The organism is Saccharothrix coeruleofusca, assembly GCF_014648515.1.
In the GTDB taxonomy this organism is placed as follows: Bacteria; Actinomycetota; Actinomycetes; order Mycobacteriales; family Pseudonocardiaceae; genus Actinosynnema; species Actinosynnema coeruleofuscum.
On the sequence record NZ_BMRG01000001.1, the window covers coordinates 290,764 to 313,713 of the forward strand.

Annotated in this window: 22 protein-coding genes; 14 read left to right on the forward strand and 8 right to left on the reverse strand. The window is 72.1% G+C overall.

Annotated features, from left to right (window positions below):
* Nucleotides 1–4: 4 nt before the first annotated feature.
* The 4 genes from rlmB (at nt 5) to IEZ00_RS01550 (ending at nt 5,692) form a co-directional block, all read left to right on the forward strand.
* Nucleotides 5–973, forward strand: coding sequence for a 23S rRNA (guanosine(2251)-2'-O)-methyltransferase RlmB (rlmB, locus tag IEZ00_RS01535; protein WP_189221201.1), 969 nt, complete (start codon nt 5–7; stop codon nt 971–973).
* A gap of 43 nt (nt 974–1,016) precedes the next feature.
* Complete coding sequence (locus tag IEZ00_RS01540; RefSeq protein ID WP_189221202.1) at nt 1,017–2,438, forward strand: MBOAT family O-acyltransferase; 1,422 nt, start codon at nt 1,017–1,019, stop codon at nt 2,436–2,438.
* A 334-nt stretch (nt 2,439–2,772) separates the two neighbouring features.
* Complete coding sequence (locus tag IEZ00_RS01545; RefSeq protein WP_189221203.1) at nt 2,773–4,002, forward strand: MFS transporter; 1,230 nt, start codon at nt 2,773–2,775, stop codon at nt 4,000–4,002.
* 463 nt (nt 4,003–4,465) lie between these two features.
* A complete protein-coding gene (locus tag IEZ00_RS01550) occupies nt 4,466–5,692 on the forward strand; it encodes a GGDEF domain-containing protein (RefSeq protein ID WP_229794896.1) in 1,227 nt (408 codons plus the stop codon).
* A 162-nt stretch (nt 5,693–5,854) separates the two neighbouring features.
* Here IEZ00_RS01550 and IEZ00_RS01555 read toward each other — a convergent pair whose 3' ends face one another.
* The 4 genes from IEZ00_RS01555 to IEZ00_RS01570 form a co-directional block, all read right to left on the reverse strand.
* On the reverse strand, nt 5,855–6,685 hold the full coding sequence (locus tag IEZ00_RS01555; protein WP_189221205.1) for a metal ABC transporter permease: 831 nt from the start codon (nt 6,683–6,685) through the stop codon (nt 5,855–5,857).
* Entirely contained in the window at nt 6,685–7,527 is an 843-nt protein-coding gene (locus tag IEZ00_RS01560) for a metal ABC transporter ATP-binding protein (protein WP_189221206.1), read from the reverse strand. Before IEZ00_RS01560 ends, IEZ00_RS01555 begins: the two co-directional genes overlap by 1 nt.
* Nucleotides 7,524–8,399: a metal ABC transporter solute-binding protein, Zn/Mn family gene (locus tag IEZ00_RS01565; protein WP_189221207.1), complete on the reverse strand. Its 876-nt coding sequence runs from the start codon at nt 8,397–8,399 to the stop codon at nt 7,524–7,526. Before IEZ00_RS01565 ends, IEZ00_RS01560 begins: the two co-directional genes overlap by 4 nt.
* 149 nt (nt 8,400–8,548) lie before the next feature.
* On the reverse strand, nt 8,549–9,649 hold the full coding sequence (locus tag IEZ00_RS01570) for an ABC transporter ATP-binding protein (RefSeq protein WP_189221208.1): 1,101 nt from the start codon (nt 9,647–9,649) through the stop codon (nt 8,549–8,551).
* Between the two features lie 103 nt (nt 9,650–9,752).
* On the opposite strand from IEZ00_RS01570, the gene IEZ00_RS01575 reads away from it, so the two are divergent.
* Nucleotides 9,753–10,055, forward strand: coding sequence for a hypothetical protein (locus IEZ00_RS01575; protein WP_189221209.1), 303 nt, complete (start codon nt 9,753–9,755; stop codon nt 10,053–10,055).
* Nucleotides 10,056–10,099: 44 nt separating this feature from the next.
* Here the strand turns inward: IEZ00_RS01575 and IEZ00_RS01580 are convergent, their stop codons facing one another.
* The 3 genes from IEZ00_RS01580 to IEZ00_RS01590 all read right to left on the reverse strand — a co-directional run bounded on the left by IEZ00_RS01580 (nt 10,100) and on the right by IEZ00_RS01590 (nt 13,229).
* A complete protein-coding gene (locus IEZ00_RS01580) occupies nt 10,100–10,996 on the reverse strand; it encodes a sugar ABC transporter permease (RefSeq protein ID WP_189221210.1) in 897 nt (298 codons plus the stop codon).
* The gene (locus IEZ00_RS01585; protein WP_189221724.1) at nt 10,996–11,874 is read right to left on the reverse strand and encodes a carbohydrate ABC transporter permease; all 879 of its coding nucleotides are present in this window, start codon (nt 11,872–11,874) and stop codon (nt 10,996–10,998) included. Before IEZ00_RS01585 ends, IEZ00_RS01580 begins: the two co-directional genes overlap by 1 nt.
* A 98-nt stretch (nt 11,875–11,972) precedes the next feature.
* Entirely contained in the window at nt 11,973–13,229 is a 1,257-nt protein-coding gene (locus IEZ00_RS01590) for an extracellular solute-binding protein (RefSeq protein WP_189221211.1), read from the reverse strand.
* 225 nt (nt 13,230–13,454) lie between these two features.
* On the opposite strand from IEZ00_RS01590, the gene IEZ00_RS01595 reads away from it, so the two are divergent.
* The 4 genes from IEZ00_RS01595 (at nt 13,455) to IEZ00_RS01610 (ending at nt 17,214) form a co-directional block, all read left to right on the forward strand.
* Nucleotides 13,455–14,498, forward strand: coding sequence for a LacI family DNA-binding transcriptional regulator (locus IEZ00_RS01595; protein WP_189221212.1), 1,044 nt, complete (start codon nt 13,455–13,457; stop codon nt 14,496–14,498).
* A 121-nt stretch (nt 14,499–14,619) separates the two neighbouring features.
* Nucleotides 14,620–15,723, forward strand: coding sequence for a LacI family DNA-binding transcriptional regulator (locus tag IEZ00_RS01600; RefSeq protein ID WP_189221213.1), 1,104 nt, complete (start codon nt 14,620–14,622; stop codon nt 15,721–15,723).
* A gap of 88 nt (nt 15,724–15,811) precedes the next feature.
* On the forward strand, nt 15,812–16,303 hold the full coding sequence (locus IEZ00_RS01605) for a beta-class carbonic anhydrase (protein WP_189221214.1): 492 nt from the start codon (nt 15,812–15,814) through the stop codon (nt 16,301–16,303).
* Nucleotides 16,304–16,341: 38 nt separating this feature from the next.
* A complete protein-coding gene (locus tag IEZ00_RS01610) occupies nt 16,342–17,214 on the forward strand; it encodes an HhH-GPD family protein (RefSeq protein WP_189221215.1) in 873 nt (290 codons plus the stop codon).
* A gap of 18 nt (nt 17,215–17,232) precedes the next feature.
* Here IEZ00_RS01610 and IEZ00_RS01615 read toward each other — a convergent pair whose 3' ends face one another.
* Nucleotides 17,233–17,976: an alpha/beta fold hydrolase gene (locus IEZ00_RS01615; RefSeq protein ID WP_189221216.1), complete on the reverse strand. Its 744-nt coding sequence runs from the start codon at nt 17,974–17,976 to the stop codon at nt 17,233–17,235.
* Between the two features lie 17 nt (nt 17,977–17,993).
* Between IEZ00_RS01615 and IEZ00_RS01620 the strand changes: the two genes are divergently transcribed.
* The 5 genes from IEZ00_RS01620 (at nt 17,994) to IEZ00_RS01640 (ending at nt 22,774) form a co-directional block, all read left to right on the forward strand.
* Nucleotides 17,994–19,478 carry a M1 family metallopeptidase gene (locus tag IEZ00_RS01620; protein ID WP_189221217.1) on the forward strand — a complete coding sequence of 495 codons (1,485 nt, stop codon included), beginning with the start codon at nt 17,994–17,996 and terminating at the stop codon, nt 19,476–19,478.
* Between the two features lie 10 nt (nt 19,479–19,488).
* Nucleotides 19,489–19,809: an antibiotic biosynthesis monooxygenase family protein gene (locus tag IEZ00_RS01625; RefSeq protein WP_189221218.1), complete on the forward strand. Its 321-nt coding sequence runs from the start codon at nt 19,489–19,491 to the stop codon at nt 19,807–19,809.
* Entirely contained in the window at nt 19,806–20,609 is an 804-nt protein-coding gene (locus IEZ00_RS01630; RefSeq protein WP_189221219.1) for an SIR2 family NAD-dependent protein deacylase, read from the forward strand. The genes IEZ00_RS01625 and IEZ00_RS01630 overlap by 4 nt, the downstream gene beginning before the upstream one ends.
* Nucleotides 20,610–20,726: 117 nt before the next feature.
* Nucleotides 20,727–22,208: a serine hydrolase family protein gene (locus tag IEZ00_RS01635; protein ID WP_189221220.1), complete on the forward strand. Its 1,482-nt coding sequence runs from the start codon at nt 20,727–20,729 to the stop codon at nt 22,206–22,208.
* Nucleotides 22,205–22,774: a hypothetical protein gene (locus IEZ00_RS01640; protein WP_189221221.1), complete on the forward strand. Its 570-nt coding sequence runs from the start codon at nt 22,205–22,207 to the stop codon at nt 22,772–22,774. Before IEZ00_RS01635 ends, IEZ00_RS01640 begins: the two co-directional genes overlap by 4 nt.
* Nucleotides 22,775–22,950: the final 176 nt, after the last annotated feature.

Sequence of the window (22,950 nt, forward strand, 5' to 3'; positions counted from 1 at the left end):
GCTCGTGGCTGGTAACTCCAAGCGCCGTGGCGCGATGCGCAACCCCGGTTCCAAGAAGGGCGCGATCGTCGGTTCCGGCGGGCAGAAGTCCAAGGGCCTGCAGGGCAAGGGGCCCACGCCCAAGGCCGCCGACCGGCCCAACCACCCCGCCTACCGCAAGGCCAAGGCGGTGGCCAAGGTCGAGCACGCGCGCCAGCAGCGCCGCAAGGCCGCCGAGAACGCGCCGGAGACCGTGGCCGGGCGCAACCCGGTGGTGGAGTGCCTGCGGGCGGGCATCCCGGCCACCGCGCTGTACGTGGCGCTGGGCATCGACGCCGACGACCGGGTGGCCGAGGCGGTGCGGCTGGCGGCGGACCGGGGCATCTCCGTGCTGGAGGTGCAGCGGGGCGAGCTGGACCGGATCACCGGCGGTGCGGTGCACCAGGGCCTCGGCCTGCAGGTGCCGCCGTTCGAGTACACCGACCCGGCGGACCTGCTGGAGGTCGCCAACGAGTCGGGCAGGCCGCCGCTGTTCGTGGCGCTGGACGGGGTGACCGACCCGCGCAACCTGGGCGCGGTGGTCCGCTCGGCCGCGGCGTTCGGCGCGCACGGGGTGCTGCTGCCGCAGCGCCGGTCCGCGGGCATCACCGCGGTGGCGTGGCGGACCAGCGCGGGCACGGCGGCGAAGCTGCCCATCGCGGTGGCCACCAACCTGACCAGGCAGCTGCGGGAGTGGGCCGACGCCGGGCTGATGATCGTCGGGCTGGACGCCGACGGGACCGTGGACGTGGACGGGCTGGACCTGGCCACCGGGCCGCTGGTGGTGGTGGTCGGCTCGGAGGGCCGGGGGCTGTCGCGGCTGGTGCGGGAGACCTGCGACCAGACGGTGTCGATCCCGATGGCGCCGGGGGTGGAGTCGTTGAACGCCTCCGTGGCCGCGGGCGTGGTGCTGGCCGAGGTAGCGCGCAGGCGCAGGCTGGACGCGGCGGGCTGATCTCCGGGACATCGCGGGTGGCGGGCGGATAAGGTCACCCGCGATGTCCTTCGCCACGCCCCTGTTCCTCTGGTTCTTCGTGCCGGTCGTGCTCGCGGCCGTCCTCGTCGCGCCCAGGACTCGGCGCAACGGCGTGGTGGCGGTCGCCAGCCTGTTCTTCTACGTCAGCGGGGCGGGCGGCACGACGCTGCTGCTGCTGGCCTGCATGGTGGTCAACTACCTGGCCGGGCTGCGGCTGGAGCCGGGCAGCCCGCGCGACCGGCGGGGCCTGCTGGTCGGCGTGATCGCGTTCGACCTGGGCGTGCTGCTGGTGTGGAAGTACCTGGGGTTCGCCACCGAGCAGCTGCGCGCCATCGCGAGCGTGGTCGGCGCGGACCTGCCGGTGGTGCACCTGGCGCTGCCGATCGGCATCTCCTTCTACACCTTCCACCACATCTCCTACGTGGTGGACGTCTACCGCGGTGAGCGCCCGGCGCTGCGCGAGCCGGTCGCGTTCGTCACCTACATCGCGATGTTCCCGCAGCTGGTGGCCGGGCCGATCGTGCGCTACCGGGAGATCGCCGACCAGCTGCCGCAGCCGCGCACGCACCGGCTCGACGACATCGCCGCGGGGTTCCCCCGGTTCGCGCTGGGCCTGTGCAAGAAGGTGATCATCGCCGACTCGCTGGCGCCGCTGGTGGACGCCTGCTTCGCCACGCCCGCGGACCAGATGACCACGGCGACCGCGTGGCTGGGCGCGATCGGCTACACCCTGCAGCTCTACTTCGACTTCTCCGGTTACTCGGACATGGCGATCGGGCTGGGCCGGATGCTGGGCTTCCGGCTGCCGGAGAACTTCGCCCGGCCGTACTCGTCGGTGACCGTCACCGAGTTCTGGCGGCGCTGGCACATGTCGCTGTCGCGGTGGTTCCGCGACTACCTCTACATCCCGCTGGGTGGGAACCGGCACGGGGTCGCGCGGACCTACCGCAACCTCACGGTCGTTTTCGTGCTCACCGGTTTTTGGCACGGCGCGAACTGGACGTTTCTGGTGTGGGGTTTGTTCCACGGCGGGCTGCTGGTGCTGGAACGGCGGTTCGGCTGGAATTCGGCGCCCGCCGCGCGCGGCAGGCGCATTGCGCGCCGGGTCCTCACGATGCTGCTCGTGGTGGTCGGCTGGGTGTTCTTCCGCGCGGCCGACCTCGGTTCCGCGCTGGTGATGATCGGGCACCTGTTCATTCCCGATTTCACCGGCCTGACCGAGGCCGTCGCCGCGGCGGCGACCAACCAGCGGGTGGTGCTGCTGCTGGTGGCGCTGGTCGTGGTGGTGCTGCCGGATCATCCGGTCACCGGCCCTTACCTGGAGGCGTCGCGGGACCGGGTGGCCGCCACGATCAGGGTGTCCTTGATGACGGTCGGGGTCGCCTACGCCGCGATCCTGGTCGCCAGCGGTACGTTCAGCCCGTTCCTGTACTACCAGTTCTGACGATCGACGTTTCAGCGCGCCCAACAATTTCGAACGCGATCACCCAGGACTCAACGGTGTGGAACCCGCCTGCCCCGGACGGGCGGCCGGACCTGACGTAGGGTGGGCGGACATTGCTCGCGTCGGGTGACGCCACGGTCAACTGTCAAAGAATGGGAGCCCGTTTCCTCGACACTGTAACTACTTTATGTCACCAATGTCGTCCGTTTGGGTACCCACTGTGGCGGGACCAACATTGTGCAACCGGCAGCTTCTACCGTGCTAACCGAGGGAATTAATACTCGGGTGGGGGTAACGTGACTCACTCATCGGAGTCGACCATCGCGGGGCGGACGTGACCCCGCGTGGCACGCTGCGCGCCCTGGTCGGCAACCGCGAGTTCCGCGGCCTGTGGATCGGCTCGACGGTGTCCACCGCGGGCGACCAGCTCGCCGCCGTGGCGCTGTCGCTGCTGGTGTTCCAACGCACCGGCTCCCCCGCGTGGACCGCGCTGACCTGGTCGCTGACCCTGGTCCCGCCGCTGGTCGCGGGCCCACTGCTGGGCTGGGTCGCGGACCGGTTCCCGCGCCGCACGGTGATGATCCGCTGCGCCTGGCTGCAGGCCGCGCTGATGGCGCTGATGGCGCTGCCGGGGGTGCCGCTGTGGGTGATGATCGCGCTGCTGGTCGCGGTGCTGATGACCGCGTCGCCGTTCCTGGCCGCCCAGGAGGCCAGCCTGCCCTCGGTGCTGCCCGCCAAGCGCTACGACGACGGCGTGGCGCTGTTCGGCACCTCGGTGGACGTGGCGCAGATGATCGGCCTGGCCGCGGCGGGCTTCGTGGTGACCTGGGCGGGCCCCAACGTGGCGCTGGCCGTGGACGCCGCCTCGTTCGTGCTGGTGGCGCTGCTGGTGCAGTTCTCCGTGCGGCACCGGCCCGCCGCCGCCCCGCGCGACCCGGCGCGGGAGCGGGCCGAGGTCGGGTCGGCGGGCGTGCTGCGGCTGCTGCTGACCGACCCGCGCCTGCGCACCCTGCTGTGGCTGCGGATGCTGGCCGGGCTGGCCATGGTCCCCGAGGGGCTGGCGGTGCCCCTGGCGGCGAGCCTGGACGCGGTCTGGGCGGTGGGGCTGATCCTGGCCATCGAGCCCGCGGCGAACGTGCTGGGCGTGGCCGTGCTGTTCCGGGTGGTGCGCAGCCCGGACAAGCGCGAGCGGCTGATGGGCCCGCTGGCCGTGCTGTCCCTGGCGCCGCTCGTGCTCTTCGCGCTGGACCCGAACCTGACCTGGACCATCGTGCTGCTGGTGGTCGCCGGGATGGCGGGGGCCTACCACACGCCCGCGCGCTCGGCCTGGATGCGCATCCTGCCCGACGCCTGCCGGGGTCGGGCGCACGGCATCGCGCGCACGGCGCTGCGCTCCAGCCAGGGCGGCGGCATGGCCCTGGCGGGCGCCGTGGCTCACGGCCTGGGCTCGGTCACCCTCACCATCGCGGGCGCGGGCGGCATAGGCTTGCTGCTGGCGGCCCAGGCGACCGTAGCCTGGAACCGGGCGCGCACCCGGACGGACCCGAACGCGATGATCACCTGAAACGGACTCATCATGAGCGACGATTGTCATGACGAGACCTCGTGTGCGCACCGCAAGAGGTCCGGTACGGAGAGTGAGAGCACAGGCTCCGGGAGAGCGATGAGATCACCAGTCGCGGTTACGCATGGCGGACACTCCTTTACGCACTGCTGGGCTGGTGAAGGGGGGCGAACGGCCGGGACCGCGGGGGCTGGTCGTGGTGCGTCGTCGGCGTGAAGTCTAAGGGGACGTGGTGAAGGGAAGTTTGCCTGATCGGGAGCCGCCTGCGACAGTCGGGCGGCGACCGACGCGCACCTGGGAACTCTGGTCCCTGCGCCGGGCCGCGGTTGGTTACATCCTTTCCGTTGAATTCGCGGTGGTCGCCGCGGCTATTGGGCTGCTGACCACGGTCGGCTCAACCACCGCCACCGAGTGGTTCCGTTTCGGCGCGCTCATCCTGGCGATCACGGTTCACCTCACCATCGTGCGACGGGCCGAGGAATCGCGGCGCAACGAATCGACCGGCCCGTACTTCGACCTGACCTCGGTGTGGACGCTGGCCGCGGCCATCGCGCTGCCGGGCGGGCTGGCGGTGCTCACCGTGGTGTGGATGCGCCTGGTCCTCAAACCCATCGCGCGGCGGCAGCCCTACCGGTTCGTGTTCGGCTCGGCCAACATCCTGGCCGCCACCCTGCTGTCCTGGGCCGCGCTGCACCTGACCGGCTCCGCCCCCGGCGTGACCGGGCACGCGCTGTCCGACCTGGGCCTGGTGCTGGAGCTGGTGCTGGTCGCGGTGCTGTACTGGTCGGTCCAGGTCGTGCTGATGTCCGGCGTGCTCAAGATCGTCAACCCGGCCACCCGGCCCGCCGAGCTGATCGGCTCGCGCAGCGACAACATGCTGGAGGCGACCACGCTGGGCGTGGGCGCCATGCTCGGCGTGCTCACCACCACCCACTGGGTGGGCCCGCTGCTGCTGGTCATCCCGGTGATCCTGGTCAACGCGCTGCTCTACCACGCCTCCGAGCGGCAGGCCCACCTGGAGCGGCTGCTCGCCGAGCAGCGCCAGGCCCACCTGCAGCTGACCAAGGACGCGCACACCGACTTCCGCACCGGCCTGCTCAACACCACCGGCCTCAACGAGTACGCGAGCCGGATCGCCGAGCGCTGCCGGGTGGACGGCAGGCCGGTGACCGTGCTGGCCATCGACCTGGACCACTTCAAGCGGATCAACGACACCTGGGGCCACCCGGCGGGCAACGCGGTGCTCGCCGAGGTCGGCCGCATCCTGCGGGAGAAGCTGCGGCCGGGCGACGTGGCCGGGCGCGACGGCGGCGAGGAGTTCGTCGTGGTGCTGGCCGAGACGCCGCTGTCGCAGGGCATCGCCATCGCCGAGCGGGTGCGCGAGGCCATCGGCGCGATGACCGTGGAGACCACCGACAAGCACCGCAACACGGTGACCCTGCTGGGGCGCAACCTGCCGCACGACGAGGAGACCGCGGAGTTCCGGGCCATCTCCGCGTCGATCGGCGTGGCGGTGCTCCAGGCGGGCGTGGACAGCCTGCTCACCGCCCAGCACAGCGCCGACGCGGCGCTCTACGCGGCCAAGGAGAACGGGCGCAACCAGGTGCGCGTGGCGGGCATCGACATCCACGCCGGGCGGCGGCTGCCCCTGCCGCGCGCCGACGAGCCGGAAGTGACCCGCTCGGCCTGACCCGGCGCCCGGTCCCGTGATCGGGGCCCGCGCGCGCCGGGGCGCGCGGCGTGCCCCGGCGGGGGCCCCACCGCGTGCCACCAGGCACGACCTGCGAGTCATGGGCGCTCACTTCGGCGCGGGACGTTCAGGCGCCTCGTGGGTACCCGGCGCGGCCGAGCGCTAAACCACCCGATTCCGCGAACGCCCGACGACGCGGCACACCACGTAGATGGCGAACGAGATCGCCGTGACGAACGCGCTCACCGGCACCCCCGGCGCCAGCGACAGCACGATCCCGCCCAGCACCGCCACCTCGGCGAACGCCACGGCCAGCAGGGTGGCGCGCAGCGGGCTGGCGGTGACCCGCGCCGCCGCCGCGGCGGGCGTGATCATCAGCGACAGCACCAGCAGCGCGCCGACCACCTGCACGCCCAGCGCCGTGGCCATCCCGACCAGCACCGCGAACACCCAGTTCAGGGTGCGCGTGGGCACGCCGCGGGCCAGCGCGACGTCCGGGTCCACGCTGGCGAACAGCAGCGGTCGGTACAGCAGCGCCATGGCCACCAGCACCACCACCGCGCACGCGATGAGCACCCACAGGTCGGTGGGCTGGATGCCGATGGGCTGGCCGACCAGCAGGCCCATCTTGTTCGCCGCGCGGCCGGGGTACAGCCACAGGAACAGCACGCCCAGGCCCAGGCCGAACGCCAGCACCGCGCCGATCACCGAGTCGCGCTCGGTGTCGCGCCGCCCCAGCAGGCCCAGCAGCAGCGCGGCGAGCACCGCGCCCAGCACCGCGCCGTAGCCGACGCCCACGCCCAGCAGCAGCGCCGCCGCGCCGCCGGTGAACGCCAGCTCGCTGGTGCCGTGCACCGCGAAGGACATCTTGCGGGTCACCACCAGCGGGCCCACCACGCCCGCCACCAGGCCCAGCACGGCCGCGGCGACCAGGGCGCGCTGGACGATGTCCAGCGCCAGCAGGTCCGCCGTCTCGGCCAGGTCGAACAGCATCAGGCGTCCTCCGCCACGTGGTGGGCCTGGTCCTCGCACACGCCCTGGGCGCCGACCACGTGGATCTGGCCGCGCACCCGGACCACCTCGACGGTCGTGCGGTACAGCTCGGACAGCGTCGCCGAGGTCATCACCTCGGCGGGCGTGCCCACCCGGAAGCGGCCGTCGACCAGGTAGAGCACCCGGTCGACCAGCGGCAGCACGGGGTTGATCTCGTGGGTGACGAACAGCACCGCGGTGTCCGCGGCGCGCCGCCGGGCGTCGATCAGGTCGCTGACCACCCGCTGGTGGGCCAGGTCCAGCGACAGCAGCGGCTCGTCGCACAGCAGCACGTCCGGGTCGCCGACGAGGGCCTGGGCCACCCGCAGCCGCTGCTGCTCGCCGCCGGAGAGCAGGCCGGCGGGGGTGTCGGCGTACTCGGTGGCGCCGACCGACGCCAGCGCCTCGGCGACCCGCTCCCGGCGCCGCGCGCGCCCGCGCAGGCCCAGCCCCCAGCGGTGCCCGTCCAGGCCGAGGCCGACCAGGTCGCGGCCGCGCAGCGTCAGCGCCGGGTCCAGCGCGCGCTGCTGCGGGATGTAGCCGATGCGCCGGTTGCCCCGGCCGGGTGGGGCGCCCGCGACCTCGACGGTGCCCCCGGACAGCGGCTGCAGGCCCAGCAGCACCCGCATCAGGCTGGTCTTGCCCGATCCGTTGGGGCCCAGCACGGCCAGGAACTCCCCCGGCCGCACGTCCAGGTCCAGCTCGTCCCACAGGACCCGGTCGCCGTAGGCCAGGCGGGCGCCGCGCAGCGAGACCGCCCCCTGCCGGGTGGGGCGGTCCGCCGCGGAGATCTGAGCTGTCATTTCGTCCCGAGCGCGGCGGTCAGCTCGTCAACCTGCTTCGTCATCCACTCAACGTAACCCGGAACGCCCTCGGGCAGCGTCTCGGTCATCCCCACCACGGGGATGCCGACCTCGCCCGCCTTGGCCACCAGCTGCCCGGTCACCGTGCTCTCGGTCTGGGTGTTGTTGATCAGCGCGGCGACCTGCTTGGTGGCGACCAGGTCGGTGGTGGCGGAGAGGGCGGCCACCGGCACGTCGGTCTCCTCCTCGATGGCCTCGGTGAACTCCGCGGGCGTCACGTCCTCGACCCCGGCGGCCTCCAGCAGGTAGGCGGGCACCGGCTCGGTGACCACGACCTTGGCGGGCTTGATCCGGCCGAGCGCGTCCTCGACGCCGTCGAGCCGCTCGCCGAAGGCCTTGGCGTTGGCGGTGAAGGTGTCCTTCTTGTCGGCGGCCAGCCCGCCCAGCTCCTCGGCGACCTTGTCGGCGACCTTGCGCACGGTGGGCAGGTCGTACCAGACGTGCTCGTTGTCGCTCTTGCCGGACAGCTCGAAGGCGTCGATCCGCTTGACCTGCTTGCCGGAGTCGTCGACGAGCTTGGCGAGGAAGTCGTCGTAGCCGCCGCCGTTGCCCAGGACCAGGTCGGCCTCGGCGACCGCGGCCACGTCGGCGGGGGCGCTCTCGAACGAGTGCGGGTCGGCGGAGGGGTCGTCGATGATCGAGCGGACCTCGACGGCGTCGCCGCCGACCGCGCGGGCCACGCTGCCCCACACGTTGGTGGAGGCCACGACGTGCAGCCGGTCGCTGTCGGCGGCGGGGGTGGGCTCACCACCGCCGCAGGCGGTCAGGCTCAGCACCGCGGCGGCACCGAGCAGCGTGTTGCGGACGGTCATCGGGAACTCCTCGACAGGGCGACGGCGGGGGAATGGAAACCGTTGTCGAGTTCAGTTTAGAACCCTCCGCCACCGAACCGTCCACCGACCGGGCTAAGAACACACCAGGGCCACCCCCGAACGGGGGTGGCCCTGATCGTCTGAACCGGTCAGTCGGTCAGCCGCAGACCCGTCTCCGGGTGGAACAGGTGCACCTCGTCGGCCTGGCGCACCGCCAGCTTCACCGTCTGCCCCAGGGTGGGCGGAGTGCGGCCGTCGACGCGGACCACGAACCGCTCGGGCACGTCGCCGATCCGGACCGAGCCGTGCACCAGCGCGTCCGCGCCCAGCTCCTCCACCAGCTCCACGGTCATGTCCATGCCCTGCTCGGAGCTGCTGACCAGGCCCAGCGACTCCGGCCGCACGCCGAAGGTCACCTCGGACAGGCCCTCGGCCGCCGCCTTGTCCAGCGCGGACCGCGACAGCGGCACCACGACGCCGTCCAGCTTCGCGCCCTCGGCGGTCAGCGGCACGGTCTTGAGGTTCATCGCGGGCGAGCCCATGAACCCGGCCACGAACGCGTTCGCGGGCTTGTCGTACAGGGCGCGCGGGGTGTCGCACTGCTGCAGCAGGCCGTCCTTGAGCACCGCCACGCGGTGACCCATCGTCATCGCCTCGACCTGGTCGTGGGTGACGTAGATGGTGGTGGTGCCCAGCCGGGCCTGCAGCGCGGCGATGTTGGCGCGGGTCTCCACGCGCAGCTTCGCGTCCAGGTTGGACAGCGGCTCGTCCATGAGGAACACGCTGGGCTCGCGCACGATCGCGCGGCCCATCGCGACGCGCTGGCGCTGACCGCCCGACAGCGCCTTCGGCTTGCGGTCGAGGTACTTGGTGAGGTCGAGCATCTTGGCCGCCTCGGCGACCTTCTGCTTGATCTCCTCCTTGTTCACCCCGCGCAGCTTCAGCGCGAAGCCCATGTTCTCCGCGACCGTCATGTGCGGGTACAGCGCGTAGGACTGGAACACCATCGCGATGTCCCGGCCCTTCGGCGGCACGTTCGTGACGTCCTTGCCACCGATCTGGATCGCGCCCTCGTCCACGTCCTCCAGGCCCGCGAGCATCCGCAGCGCCGTCGACTTGCCCGAGCCCGACGGCCCGACCAGGACGAGGAACTCGCCGTCGGCGACATCGAGCGACAACTGGTCGACCGCGCGGACCGGCGGGTTGCCGGAGAAGATCCGCGAAGCCTTGACGTAGGCGACCTCAGCCATTGCGACGCACCTTTCACCTTCAAGCTTTGCCGCCACGCTAGGCATCGCAAGCGCTTACGGGAACACCGCAATTGGTCCACTTCCGCACCGGCAAGTACCACCCGTGCACCGTGCGAGCGCACTCAACTACTACCCGTGTCGGCGGACGCGGGGCGGGTGCCTCAACCTGGCTCCCGGCCGCACCGCCACCACTCGGCGGACCTGGTCCCACCTGCCGGGGCTGGACTTCGTCACGGCCGACGCCGCGGAGTACCTGGCAACCACCACGACGTCGTTCGACATCATCCACTCGATCTTCGGCGCGGTCCGGTTCACCGATCCCGCCGAGGTCGTCGCGCCGCCCGCGCCGGACCAGCGGGGCACCCTGCTGGTCCGGGCGAGCGCCGGGCGGGCGCGGCACGGGTAGTGGAAAAGGGCCGTTGCGCGGGGGTCGGGTAGTACTTGCAGGCGTCAGCCCTTGACGGCGCCGCTGGACAGGCCGGTCACCAGGAAGCGCTGGACCAGGTAGAACACCGCGATGGCCGGGATGGCGACCAGGATCGACGCGGCGGCCAGGTGGCCCCACTCGGTCCGGTTCTGCTGCACGAACACCTGCAGCCCCACCGCGAGCGTCTTGGACTCGTCGGCGGCGGACAGGAAGGCGGACGCGAACGCCACCTCGCCCCACGCGGTGAGGAAGGCGTAGAACGCGGTCACCGCCAGGCCGGGCCGGGCCAGCGGCAGCACCAGCCGCCAGAACACGCCGAACGGCGACAGCCCGTCCACCCGGCCCGCCTCGTCGATGTCGGCGGGGATGGTGTCGAAGTAGCCCTTGAGCATGTAGGTGCAGAACGGCACGGCGGTGGTGCAGTAGACCAGCACCAGGCCGATGCTGGTGCCCTGCAGCCCCAGGGTCAGCAGGATGTTGTAGAGCGGCACGATCAGCACCGCGAACGGGAACATCTGCACCAGCAGGAACGACAGCATCAGCGACCGCTTGCCGGGGAAGCGGAACCGGCTGGCCGCGTAACCGGCGGTGGCGGACAGGAACACCGCGATCACCGTGGTCAGCAGCGCGATGAGCACCGAGTTGCCGAACCAGGCGAGGAAGTCGCCCTTCTCGCCGGACAGCACGCGGGTGTAGTTGTCCAGACTGGACTCGTTGAACAGCTTGGGCGTGGTCTCCACGGCCCGCGCGTCCGGCTTGAAGGACGTGACCAGCACCCAGAACACCGGGAACACCGCGATCAGCGACGCCAGGACCAGCGTGACGTGCAGCGCGACGCTGGCACCCCTGCCGCGCTTGCCGCGCTTGACCTGTCGCCGCCCGGTCGGGACGGTCCGGAGCGAAGCGGCCTCGACCGACATCACCACACCTCGCCTTGCCTGCGCAACGCGCGCCGGTACACGCTCGCGAACACGAGCAGGACGGACAGGATCAGCACGCCGTAGGTGGACGCGACCGCGTAGTCGCGCGAGGCGCCGGAGAAGAACCGCTCGAAGGCGTAGGTCACCAGGATGCGGGTGTTGGGGTTCTGGCCCGCGACGAGGTAGATGACCGCGAACATGTTGAACGTCCAGATGATGCCCAGCAGCACCACCGTGCTGGACACCGCGCGCAGGCCGGGCAGCGTCACGTGCCGGAACCGCTGCCACGGGGTGGCCCCGTCGACCTCCGCGGCCTCGTAGAGGTCGCCGGGGATGGACTGCAGGCCGCCCAGCAGCGACACCATCATGAACGGCACGCCCAGCCACACGTTGACGATGATGACCGCGACCAGCGCCCAGTCCGACTGCCCCAGCCACACCGGGTCGGGCAGGCCGACCGCGCGCAGCGCCTGGTTGATGATCCCGTACTGCGCGTTGAACATGTACTTCCAGGCGAACGCGCTGATGAACGCGGGCACCGCCCACGGCAGGATCAGCAGCACCCGGTAGGCCGAGCGCCCGCGCAGCGGCCGGTTGAGCAGCATGGCCAGGCCGAGCCCGATCCCGTAGTGCAGCAGCACGCAGGCGGAGGTCCAGATCAGGGTGCGCGCCAGCGTGGACCAGAACGACCCGTAGCTGGGGTCGCCGGAGAGCACGTTGAGGTAGTTGCGCAGGCCCACCGAGATGTAGGTGGCGGGCCGGTCCAGGATCGGGTTGGCGATGTTCGCCTCGTTGATGTTGGTGAAGGTGAAGAACACGCCCTGGGCGAGCGGGTAGAGCACCAGCACCGCGATGACCACCACCACCGGCAGGACCATCGCGTACGCGTACCAGTGCCGGTCCAGGAACCTGCGCACCGAAAGCCTCCCTTGCGCGAGCCGGGGGCCGCCCTGGCGGGCGGCCCCCGGCGAACCCGTCAGCTGGTGGTGTACTCGGGCAGGATCTGGTCCTTGTAGGACTTGGCGACCTCGTCGAGCGCGGTCTTGGCGTCCTTCTTGCCCGCCAGCACGTCGGCGTAGGCGATCTTCAGCGGGGCGAACAGCTGGTCGCCCTCGGGAATCCACGCGCGGGCGTGCGCCGAGGTGGCCACCGGCTCGAAGGCCGAGACGACGGGGTTGGCCTTGACGTCGGCGTTGTCGTAGGCGGACTTGCGGGTGGGCAGCAGGCCCAGCTCCTTGGCGATCCGCGCCTGGGACTCGGTGCTGCTCATGCAGGCGACCAGCTTGATCGCGTTGTCCTTGGCCTTGGTGCCCTGGCGGATGACGTAGTCGTGGCCGCCGACCGGGGCCGAGCCGCCGCCCTCGGTCTCACCGGGGACCGGGGCGATGCCCAGGTTCGCCGCGTCGGTGAACGCGGTGCCCTTGAGGTAGTCGGCCACCGACCACGGGCCGTTGACGACCATGGCGATCTCGCCGGAGGAGAACCCGGCCTGCATGTTGCTGTAGGAGTTGCCGGGGTCCAGCGCGGTGGAGGCGGCCTTGGCGTCGACCAGGCCCTTGGCGGTCTCCAGCGCCTTCACGTTCTCCGCGGAGTTGACCACGATCTTCTTGGCGTCGGCGTCGACCAGGTCGCCGCCCGCGCCGTAGATGAACGGCAGCGCGTAGTAGGCGTCGTTGTTGACGAAGAACGCCTTCTCGCCGCCGAGCTTGGCGGCGACGGTCTTGAGCTCCTCCCACGTCTTGGGGGGCTCGACGCCCGCGTCGGCGAGCAGCTTCTTGTTGTAGAACAGCGCCAGCGAGTCGGTGACCTGGGGGACGCCGTAGGTCTTGCCCTCGAACCGGGTGGAGCCCAGCGGGGTCTCCAGGAAGTCCGAGGTGTCCTTGGCCAGCTCGGTGTCGCTGAGGTCGACCACGAGGCCGTTCTTGGCCAGCTGCGGCACCCAGGCGACCTCGGCGCGGAACACGTCCGGGCCCTGGCCGCCCTGGGCGGCGGTCTTGTAGTTGTTCAGCGCCTGGTCGAAGGCGACGGTCTCGGTCTTGACCGAGTAGCCGCCCTGGGTGGCGCAGTCCTGCGCGATCTTGCTGAACACCGGGCTCTCGTTGGGGCCGCTGGTGTCCCAGAAGGTGACCTCACCGGCGTTGCCGCTGGAGGAGCCGCCGCCACCGCACGCGGTGAGGACGAGGGCGCCCGCGATGCCGGCGGCCGTGGCGGTCACGAGGGTGGTACGTCGCATCGTTGCTGTCGTCCCTCCTGCTGGCCTCATCACGATGAGGGTGTTGCAAGATTTTGCGTAAATGTTGCCGCGGATTTCATACCGCCGACCTGGGCCGGGTCAAGGGCCGGGACGTAACCAAGCCGTAACGGCGATCCCCCTTCAGGCGTAGCAGTGACGGGAATTGCAAAAATTTGCCACGGGCGGCAGGCTGCACGTCACCCACGGTCGAGGCGAGGAGGCGCGGTGTCCGGACTGTCCGAGATAGCCAGGGCAGCCGGGGTCAGCATCTCAACGGTCAGCCGCGTGCTGAACCGCCGAGCGGGGGTCAACGAGGAGACCCGGCAGCGGGTGCTGGCGGTGCTGGCGGAGATGCCCTACACACCTCGCGGGCTCGGCGCCCTGCAGCGGACCGGGGTGATCGGCCTGCTGGTCCCGGAGCTGTCCAACCCGGTCTTCCCGGCCTTCGCCGAGGCGCTGGAGGTGCGCGCGGCGCGGCTGGGCTACTCCTCGCTGCTGTGCAACACCAGGGCCACCGGCAGCGCGGCCATGGGCGAGGAGGAGTACGTCCGGATGCTGCTGGCCAGGGGCGTGGAGGGGATGGTCTTCGTGTCCCCGGAGATCACCAACGTGGAGGTGCCGCTGGGCCAGGCGCCCCGGCCCAGCTACTACGCCAAGCTGCTGGCCGACGGCGTGCAGATGGTGTTCCTCAACGGGGCCACGCCGTCGCTGGACGTGCCGGACGTGACCGTGGACGAGCAGCACGCGGGCTACGCGGCCACCCGGCACCTGGTGGAGCTGGGGCACCGGCGGGTGGGGTTCGTGTCCGGGCCCGCGCGGTCGCTGCCGTCGCGGCTGAAGCGGGCGGGCTGGGCGGCGGCGCTGGAGGAGGACGGCCTGCCCGCGGAGCCGGAGTTCGTGGCGCACGCCCCGTTCGGCCCGGAGGGCGGCGCGGCGGCGGTGTCGGCGCTGCTGGACGCGGTCGCGCCGACGGCGGTCATCTGCTCCTCCGACCACATGGCGATGGGGGTGCTGCGGGAGGCGCACCGGCGCGGGCTGCGGGTGCCCGGCGACCTGTCGGTGGTCGGTTTCGACGACATCCCGCTGGCGGGCTACTGCTCCCCCGCGCTGACCACGGTGGCCCAGCCGATCGAGGAGATGGCCGCCGCGGCGGTCGACGAGCTGGCGCACCGGTTGGACCCGGACCGGCGTCGCAAGCCCTCCGGGAACTACACGCGGGTGTTCCGCCCCAAGCTGGTGATCCGAGAATCAACAGCACCGCCCGGATGAAAACATTGGTCTGAACCAAAATACCGGAACGTAACCGGTATTCACCTGGGCAGACGACGGTTCGCAGGGACGCAGGTCACCACCACTTCTGTAATGTGTTCTGAACCGTTACGGTCACTTCATGGCGCGGTCGATGCATGTGCGACGCCCGGCGACGCTCGCTTCCCTTGCGGCTGAGCTGGGTGTCTCCCGGACAACGGTGTCCAACGCGTACAACCGTCCCGACCAGCTCTCCCCAGAGCTGCGGCGCCGGGTGTTGGAGACAGCGAGACGACTCGGTTATCCCGGCCCCGACCCGGTGGCCCGCTCACTGCGCACGCGCAAGGCGGGCGCGGTGGGGCTGCTGCTCACCGAGAACCTGTCCTACGCCTTCCGCGACCCGGCGGCGGTCGGGTTCCTGGAGGGCCTCGCGCTGGCCTGCGAGGACGCGGGCCAGGGCCTGCTGCTGGTGCCCGCGAACCCCGAGCGCGAGGACGTCGCGGCCGTGCACCGCGCGGGCGTGGACGGCTTCGTCGTGTACTCGGTGCCCGACGACGACCCGCACCTGGCGGCCGTGCTGGAGCGCCCGGTGCCCACGGTGCTGTGCGACCAGCCGGACCTGGAGGACGTCGACCGCGTCGGCATCGACGACCGGGCCGCGATGACCGAGCTGGCCAGGCACCTGATCGAACTGGGCCACCGCCGCGTCGGCGTGGTGTGCATGCGGCTGGCCAGGGACCGCAACGACGGCTACGTCAGCCACGAGCGCCAGCAGTCGGCCCGCTTCCACGTCCAGCGCTCCCGCCTGGCGGGCCTGGCGCAGGCGTTCACCGAGGCGGGCGTGGACTGGCAGGACGTGCCGGTGGTCGAGCGCTTCGACCACACCATCGCCTCCGGCGCGTCGGCCGCCGCGCAGGTGCTGGAGCGCGACCCGCGGATCACCGCGCTCATCTGCACCTCGGACATCCTGGCGCTGGGCGCGCTGGCCGAGGCCGACCGGCGGGGGCTGCGCGTGCCGCAGGACCTCACCGTCACCGGGTTCGACGGCATCCGGGAAGCCGAGCAGTCGGGGCTGACCACGGTCCGGCAGCCGGTGCTGGAGAAGGGCCGGGCGGCGGGCAAGCTGCTGCTGGACTCGGCCGAGCGGACCCGCCCGCGCAGCGTCACGCTGGCCACCGAGCTGATCCGGGGCACCACGGCCGCGCCGCCGCGCTCGGCGGCCGACGAGCGCTGGTTCGGCCCCTGAACGGATGACGCGACGTGATCTGCCCCCGGTTCCCCTTGCCACGTGGTGGGAATCTCGTTCCAATTCTGGGGAACCGAGGGAGGCAGGCATGACCGCTATCGACGAACTGCTCCGCCGCAACGCCGAACTGGGCAACATCGTCCCCGGCGACCGCTCCTCTCCCAAGCCGTCCATGCAGGTCGCCATCCTGACCTGCATGGACTCCCGGATCAGGGTCTTCGAGATCTTCGGGCTCAAGCAGGGTGAGGCGCACGTGCTGCGCAACGCGGGCGGCGTGGTCACCGACGACATGCTGCGCTCGCTGGCGCTGAGCCAGCGCAAGCTGGGCACGCGCGAGGTGCTGCTGGTGCACCACACCAACTGCGGCCTGGAGCTGGTGACCGAGGACGACTTCAAGGACGAGCTGGAGCAGGCCTCCGGGATGCGGCCGACCTGGTCGGTGGAGGCGTTCCGGGAGGTCAAGGACAGCGTGCGCGGCTCGATGAACCGGGTGCGGCACAGCCCCTTCCTGCTGCACCGGGACACCGTGCGCGGCTTCGTCTACGACGTCCACACCGGCGAGCTGACCGAGGTGGTGTAGCGGCGGGCGCCCTCCGGTCTGGGAGACTGGGGGGCGCTATGAGCCTGGATGCCGAGGTCCTCATCGACTGGTTCGCCGACCACGCCCGCGACCTGCCCTGGCGCAGGCCGGAGTGCACCCCCTGGGGTGTGCTGGTCAGCGAGATCATGCTCCAGCAGACACCGGTCGCGCGGGTCGAGCCGGTGTGGCGCGAGTGGCTGGCGAGGTGGCCGACGCCGTCCGCGATGGCGGCGGCCACCCAGGGCGAGGTGCTGCGCGCGTGGGGCAAGCTCGGCTACCCCCGGCGCGCGCTGCGCCTGCACGCCGCCGCCCAGGCCATCGCCGAGCAGCACGGCGACGAGGTGCCGCACGACGTGGACGCCCTGCTGGCGCTGCCGGGCATCGGCGCGTACACCGCCCGCGCGGTGGCCGCTTTCGCCTACGGCAAGCGGTGCCCGGTGGTGGACACCAACGTCCGGCGGGTGGTCGCCCGCGCCGTGCACGGGGCCGCCGACGCGGGCCCGCCGTCCACCACCAGGGATCTCGCCGACGTCGAAGCGCTCCTGCCGGACCAGCGGGCCGCCGTCTACTCCGCCGCGCTGATGGAGCTGGGCGCGCTGGTCTGCACCGCGCGCACGCCCAGGTGCGCGGACTGCCCGGTGCTGGCCGCCTGCGCCTGGCAGCGCGGCGGCCGCCCCGCCTACGACGGCCCGGTCAAGGTGGCGCAGAAGTTCGCGGGCACCGACCGCCAGGTCCGCGGCCTGCTGCTGGACGTGCTGCGCGGCACCGCCGAGCCGGTGGCCAAGTCCCGGTTGGACGTGGTGTGGGCGGACGCGGGCCAGCGCGACCGCTGCCTGCACTCGCTGCTGGTCGACGGCCTGGTCGAGCAGACCGCGAGCGGCCTGTTCGCCCTGCCGGGGGAACACCGCTGAACGGTCAGCGCTAAACGGTCACGTCGGCGGCAGTCCGCTCAGGAACGCCTCCACCGCGCCGCGGTAGACCTCCGGGGCCTCGTCGTGCACCACGTGCCCGGACTCGGGCACCAGCAGGTGTCGCCCGCCCGCGCGTCGCGCCATCTCCGCCATCTGCCCCGGCGCCAGCGGGTGCCTGCCCGCCTCGATCACCAGCAGCGGGCACCGCACGGCGTCCACGAAGTCCCAGTAGGACCGCTCGCCCCACTCGGCCGCGATCTCGTACAGGTCGGCCAGGTCCGCGATCAGGTGGTAGCCGTCGGCGCGCTCCTCGAACAGCTCCTCCACGCGCGGCACGTCCACCACCGAGCGCACGTGCGCCAACGACTGGAACGGCACCGGCCACGCGTCGAAGTACCACCGCCAGTCCTCGACGGACTTGCCCCGGTTGTCCGGCACCACGTCCTCGGCGACCACCGCGCGCACCAGCTCCGGCCGCGTCGCGGCCAGCGCCAGCGCGTGCAGCCCGCCCATGGAGTGCCCGATCACCACGGCGGGCGCCAGGTCCAGGCGCCGCACCACGGCCACCAGGTCGGCCACGAAGTCCTCGGTGCGGAACGGCCCCCGCCGGGGGTTGCGGCCGTGCCCGCGCGCGTCCACGCCGACCACCCGGCCGTAGGGCTTCAGCCACCGCGCCACCGTCCACCACGTGCTGGCCCGGCTCATCAGGCCGTGCAGCAGCAGGATGCCCGGTCCCCGGCCACCGAACTCCACCACGCTCATGCGTGCATGATGACGACATGGCCATCAGCTCCAAGGCGCGCCCCGTCCTGCTGATCACCGCCCTGGTGCTGGTGGCGGCGGGTGTGGTGGTCGCCCGCCTGCCCGAGGAGGGCACCCCGACGGCCGCGCCCCCCGCTCCGGCACCCGCCCCCGCGTCCACCCCGGCGGTGGTGGACGCCCTGGGCGGTGACGGCGCGGGCGACCCGTACTACCCGCAGGACGGCAACACCGGCTACGACGTGCGCGGCTACGACGTGGCGATCAGCTACGACCCGGCCACCAGGCGGCTGGACGGCACCACCCGCGTCACCGCGACCGCCACGGCCGAGCTGACCAGGTTCAACCTGGACCTCTACGCGCTGGTGGTCAGCCAGGTCGAGATCGGCGGCCAGGCCGCCCAGTTCCGCCAGGAGGGCGACCACGAGCTGGTGATCACGCCCGCGACCCCGCTGGCCCGCGACGCCGAGTTCACCGTCTCGGTGACCTACGGCGGCGAGCCGACCCTGTTCGAGGACCGCGCCCTGGGCCGCAGCGGCTGGCAGATCTCCGCCTCCGGCGGCGCGTTCGCGGCGGGCGAGCCGCACTCGGCGACCACCTGGTTCCCGGCCAACGACACCCCGCGCGACAAGGCGACCTTCCAGCTCGCCGCGCGCGTGCCGGACGGCTGGTCGGTGATCTCCAACGGGGTCGAGGGCGACAGCACCCGGGCCGACGGCTGGACCACGTTCCGCTGGTCGCACCCGGAGCCGATGGCGACCTACCTGGCCACCGTCGCGATCGACCGGTGGACCGTGGAGCGCTCGGCGCTGCCCGACGGCACCCCGGTGGTCGACGCCTACGCGCCCGGCGCCGAGGGCGGGCGCGAGCACCAGCGCAGGCTGCCCGAGGTGCTGGAGTTCCTGGCGGGCGAGTTCGGCCCCTACCCGTTCGACGCGGCGGGCGGGATCTACCTGGTCGACAACATCGGCTTCTCGCTGGAGACCCAGACCCGGCCGGTCTACGCCGGGTGGGCCGACCTGGACACCGTGGTGCACGAGAACGCCCACCAGTGGTTCGGCAACGCGGTGAGCCTGCGCAGCTGGGCCGACATCTGCCTCAACGAGTGCTTCGCCAGCTACGCGCAGTGGCTGTGGGACGAGGCCAAGGGCGGCGCGGACCTCGACGCCCGCTACCGCGCCGAGGTGGAGCGCCGCGCGGACAGCGCCGCGTACTGGTCGCGCAAGCTCTACGACATGGGGCGGGGCAACGAGTTCCGCGGCGTCTACGACAAGGGCCAGCTCGCCCTGCACGCGCTGCGCAGGCAGATCGGCGAGGAGTCGTTCGACCGGGTGATCAAGGACTGGCTCGCCGAGCACCACGACGGCAACGCCTCGTGGCCGGAGTTCGAGGCGCACGTGGAGCGGATCTCCGGGCAGGACCTCGACGGCTTCTTCGGCGCGTGGTTCCGGGGCGACCAGCGCCCCCCGGACGAGCACCTGTGGCCGGGTCCGCTGCGCAGGTAGGTTGGACGCCATGGCAGTGGTGAAGATCAACGCGATCCACGTCCCCGACGGCTCCGGCCCCGAGCTGGAGAAGCGGTTCGCCGCCCGGCTGGGTGCGGTGGACTCCTCCCCCGGCTTCCTCGGCTTCGAGCTGCTGCGCCCGACCGCCGGTGAGGACCGCTACTTCGTGGTGACCCACTGGGAGACCGACGAGGACTTCCGCAACTGGCTGGGCGGCAGCGGGCGCGAGGCGCACTCGGGCGAGCGGGCCAAGCCCGTGGGCACCGGCTCGGACCTGCTGGAGTTCGAGGTGGTGCTGCAGTCCCGGCCCAAGCGCGACGCCGAGGCGTGATCGAGCGCGCCGCCGAGCTGGTCGCGGGCGCGGGGGCGGTGCTGGTGTGCGCGGGCGCGGGCATGGGCGTGGACTCCGGCCTGCCGGACTTCCGCGGCGCCGAGGGCTTCTGGCGGGCCTACCCGCCCTACGCCCGGCTCGGGCTGCGGTTCGAGGAGCTGGCCGACCCGGTGCACTTCGCCGACGACCCCGAGCTGGCCTGGGGCTTCTACGGGCACCGGCTCGCGCTCTACCGCGCCACCACCCCGCACGAGGGCTTCGCGGTGCTGCGCCGGTGGGGCGCGCGGGTGTTCACCTCCAACGTGGACGGCCAGTTCCAGCGCGCCGGGTTCGAGCACGTGGCCGAGGTGCACGGGTCGATCCACCACCTGCAGTGCGTCGAGCCGTGCACCGACGACGTGTGGTCCGCCGACGGGGTCGAGGTGGCGGTCGACCCGGAGACCATGCGCGCGGTCGGGCCGCTGCCGTCGTGCCGCAACTGCGGCGGGCTCGCGCGGCCCAACATCCTCATGTTCGGCGACTGGGCGTGGGTGGCGGGCCGCAGCCAGGCCCGGCTGGACGAGCTGACCGCGTGGCGGCGCGCCCGCCGCGACCTGGTGGTGATCGAGATCGGCGCGGGCGTGGCGGTGCCCACCGTGCGCCGCCAGGCGGAGCTGGCCAGCGCCGCGGGCGGGGCCCTGATCCGGATCAACCCGCGCGAGCCGGAGGTGCGGCACGGGCGGGGGGTGGCGCTGCGGATGGGGGCGCGGGAGGCGCTGAACGCGATCGACGCCACACTTCGCGGTGATTCCGGATCTTGAGGCAACGCGGACTGCCCTTCCGCGCGTGTACCCCCGTAAGGTGAGTCGGCTACCACTCGATCATGGGGGACCGAATTGGCTGCAAGATGGTTGGGCGCGAGACGGGTCAAGGCGGGCGTGACAGCGCTCGTCGCGGCGGTTGTCACGGCGGCTGTCACGGTGGCGCTGGCGCCGCCCGCCGCCGCGCACCACGAGAACATGGCGGCCCGTGTCCAGGCCGCCTGGCAAGTCGCCAGCAACCGCAACACCACCGTGGCCATCGGCTACATGGACCGGGTCACCGGTGAGTACCGCGACAACGGGCAGGTCGCGCACCAGCACTTCGGCTCGGCGTCGCTGGTGAAGCTGTTCATCGCCGACGACCTGCTCTACCGGTCGTGGCGCGGCGAGTTCGGCATGACCCAGTACGACTGGACCCAGCTCGACCTGATGCTGAGCTCGTCCGACGACGCCGCGGCCAGCCGGTTCTGGTCCAACCACGGCGGCCCGGCGATCCTGAACCGGGTCAAGAGCCGCTACGGCCTCAACGAGATCCAGCCGCCGCCCAGCGCGCCGTGGTGGGGCCTGACCAAGATCACCTCGTTCGACATCTCGGTCTACTACCAGCGGATGCTCAACGGGGCGGGCGGGCTGCCCGGCTTCCTGGCCGACCACATCGTGGCCGCGCTGCGGCAGTTCACCTCGCACGGCACCGACGGCTTCTACCAGCGCCACGGCCTGCCCGACGGGCTGCCCCGCGAAGGCGTCCTGGGCGTCAAGCAGGGCTGGATGTGCTGCACCAACAACACCCGCACCATCCACACCTCGGGCCTGGTCGGCGGCGACTCCCGGTACATCGTCGTGGTGCTGGGCCAGGAGGGCAGCGGCGGCAGCTACCAGTACACGCAGGACTCGGTCACCGGGGCGGTGCGGGCGCTGTTCCCGGACGGCTACGTGCACCGGCCCGCCGAGCACAACCCGTTCGGCGCGCTGGACGTGGTGACCGTGGACAACGAGCGGATGCTGGTGCGCTCGCAGGGCTGGGTCATCGACCCGGACACCGCCGACCCGACCTACGCGCACCTGTTCATCGACAGCGGCGGCTTCGACATGGGCCTGGTCCGCGACCCGCGCCCGGACGTGGCCCAGCACTACCCCGCCTACGGCCCGAACCACGGCTTCGACGCCACCGGCCCGATGCCCGGCGGCACGCACAACGTGTGCCTCTACGGCGTGAACATCCACCACGGCGACGGCAACCCGCAGCTGGGCTGCCGCTCGGTGAGCGCGCCGCAGAAGCCGTTCGGCTCGCTGGACTCGGTCACCCCGTCGGCGGGCAAGGTCCGCGTGGTCGGCTGGGTCGCCGAGTCGGAGCTGGGCGGCAGCCAGTCGCCCGCGCACCTGCTGGTCGACGGCGTCGCCCAGGACATGGGCTTCGCCGGGATCAGCCGCCCCGACCTCCAGCAGGGCTACGGCGCCTACGGCATCAACCACGGCTTCGACCACACGGCGACCGTCACCCCCGGCACGCACGAGGTGTGCGTGCTCGGGATAGACCTCGCCACCTCGGCGGGGCACACCCCGCTGGGCTGCCGGACCGTCACCGTGCCCGCCGCATGAACAAGCGCGTGACGCTGCTGCTCGCCGCGAGCCTGGTCGGGCTCGCGGCGGGCGGTTGCAGCAGCGGCGGCGGACCGGCGGGCGCGGGCACGCCGAGCCCGCCGCCCCCGCCGGCCAGCCCGGCGTTCAGCGAGGTGCCCTCGTTCACCGGCACGCCCCCGACCATCGCGTCGGTCACCTCCGACGCGCCGATCACGGCGACCGTGGACCCCGGCTCGGTGGCCCGCTCGGGTCTGCCCACCGGGGACGCGCGCGGGCGGATGAAGCTCGCGCTGACCGGCCTGGGCGTGGTCGAGTCGGAGGTCACCGGCCGCTGCGAGGCCAAGGGCGACACCACCCGGCTGGAGCTGAAGTCCTCGTCCGGGACGAAGGTGGTGGTGGCGCTGGTCGCGGGCGGCACCTCGTCGGTGGAGATCGACGACACCGGCCTGCAGATGGCCGCGGCCCTGCTGCCCGGCGACTACCAGGTGGCCCCGCCCCGGCTGACCGCGGCGGCCCGGTTCCAGCCCGAGGGCTCGGACCTGCCCGGCGGCCGCCTGGACCTCGACGTGGCCTGCGCGGGCTGACACCCGCGCTCAGGCGTCGGGGACCACGAACTCGGCGAGCACCGCCCGGTGGTCGGTGCCGGCGATGTCGATCACCTCGAACCGGTCCACCGGGCACCGGTTGTCCACCAGCACGTGGTCGATCTGCACCAGCGGCGGCCACCACCCCTCCGACGGCCAGGTGGGCGTCAGCCCGG